This is a genomic window from Paenibacillus vini (genome assembly GCF_018403325.1).
GTDB lineage: Bacteria > Bacillota > Bacilli > Paenibacillales > Paenibacillaceae > Fontibacillus > Fontibacillus vini.
Genome location: NZ_BOSL01000080.1, coordinates 1 through 255 on the forward strand (window position 1 = coordinate 1; position 255 = coordinate 255).

At 45.9% G+C, this 255-nt stretch carries 1 protein-coding gene; it reads right to left on the reverse strand.

What is annotated here, in order from left to right:
• Positions 1 to 217 (reverse strand): helix-turn-helix domain-containing protein (locus tag KJS57_RS26250; protein WP_213656848.1); only part of this gene is annotated, 217 nt, incomplete at its 3' end.
• Positions 218 to 255 lie beyond the last annotated feature (38 nt).

Below are 255 nucleotides of genomic sequence, written 5' to 3' on the forward strand. Positions count from 1 at the left end.
CTTCCATGTTGTTCGCTAGTCTGCGCGGATAGGAGTGTTTGGGTTTTACAGGCTTGCCTAGGATACCAAGTTCTTTGCAGAGCCTGTACACCTTCTTTTTGTTAATCTTAAGGTTATGTTGCCGGCGCAAGGCGATGGTCAGCTTTCGGTATCCGTAGGTGTGTTCCTCGCCTTCCAACAGCTTTATAATCAGGCGTTTGATTCGTGTATCTGTCACTTTCTTCCCTTCAAAAGTATAGGAATATCCCGATACAG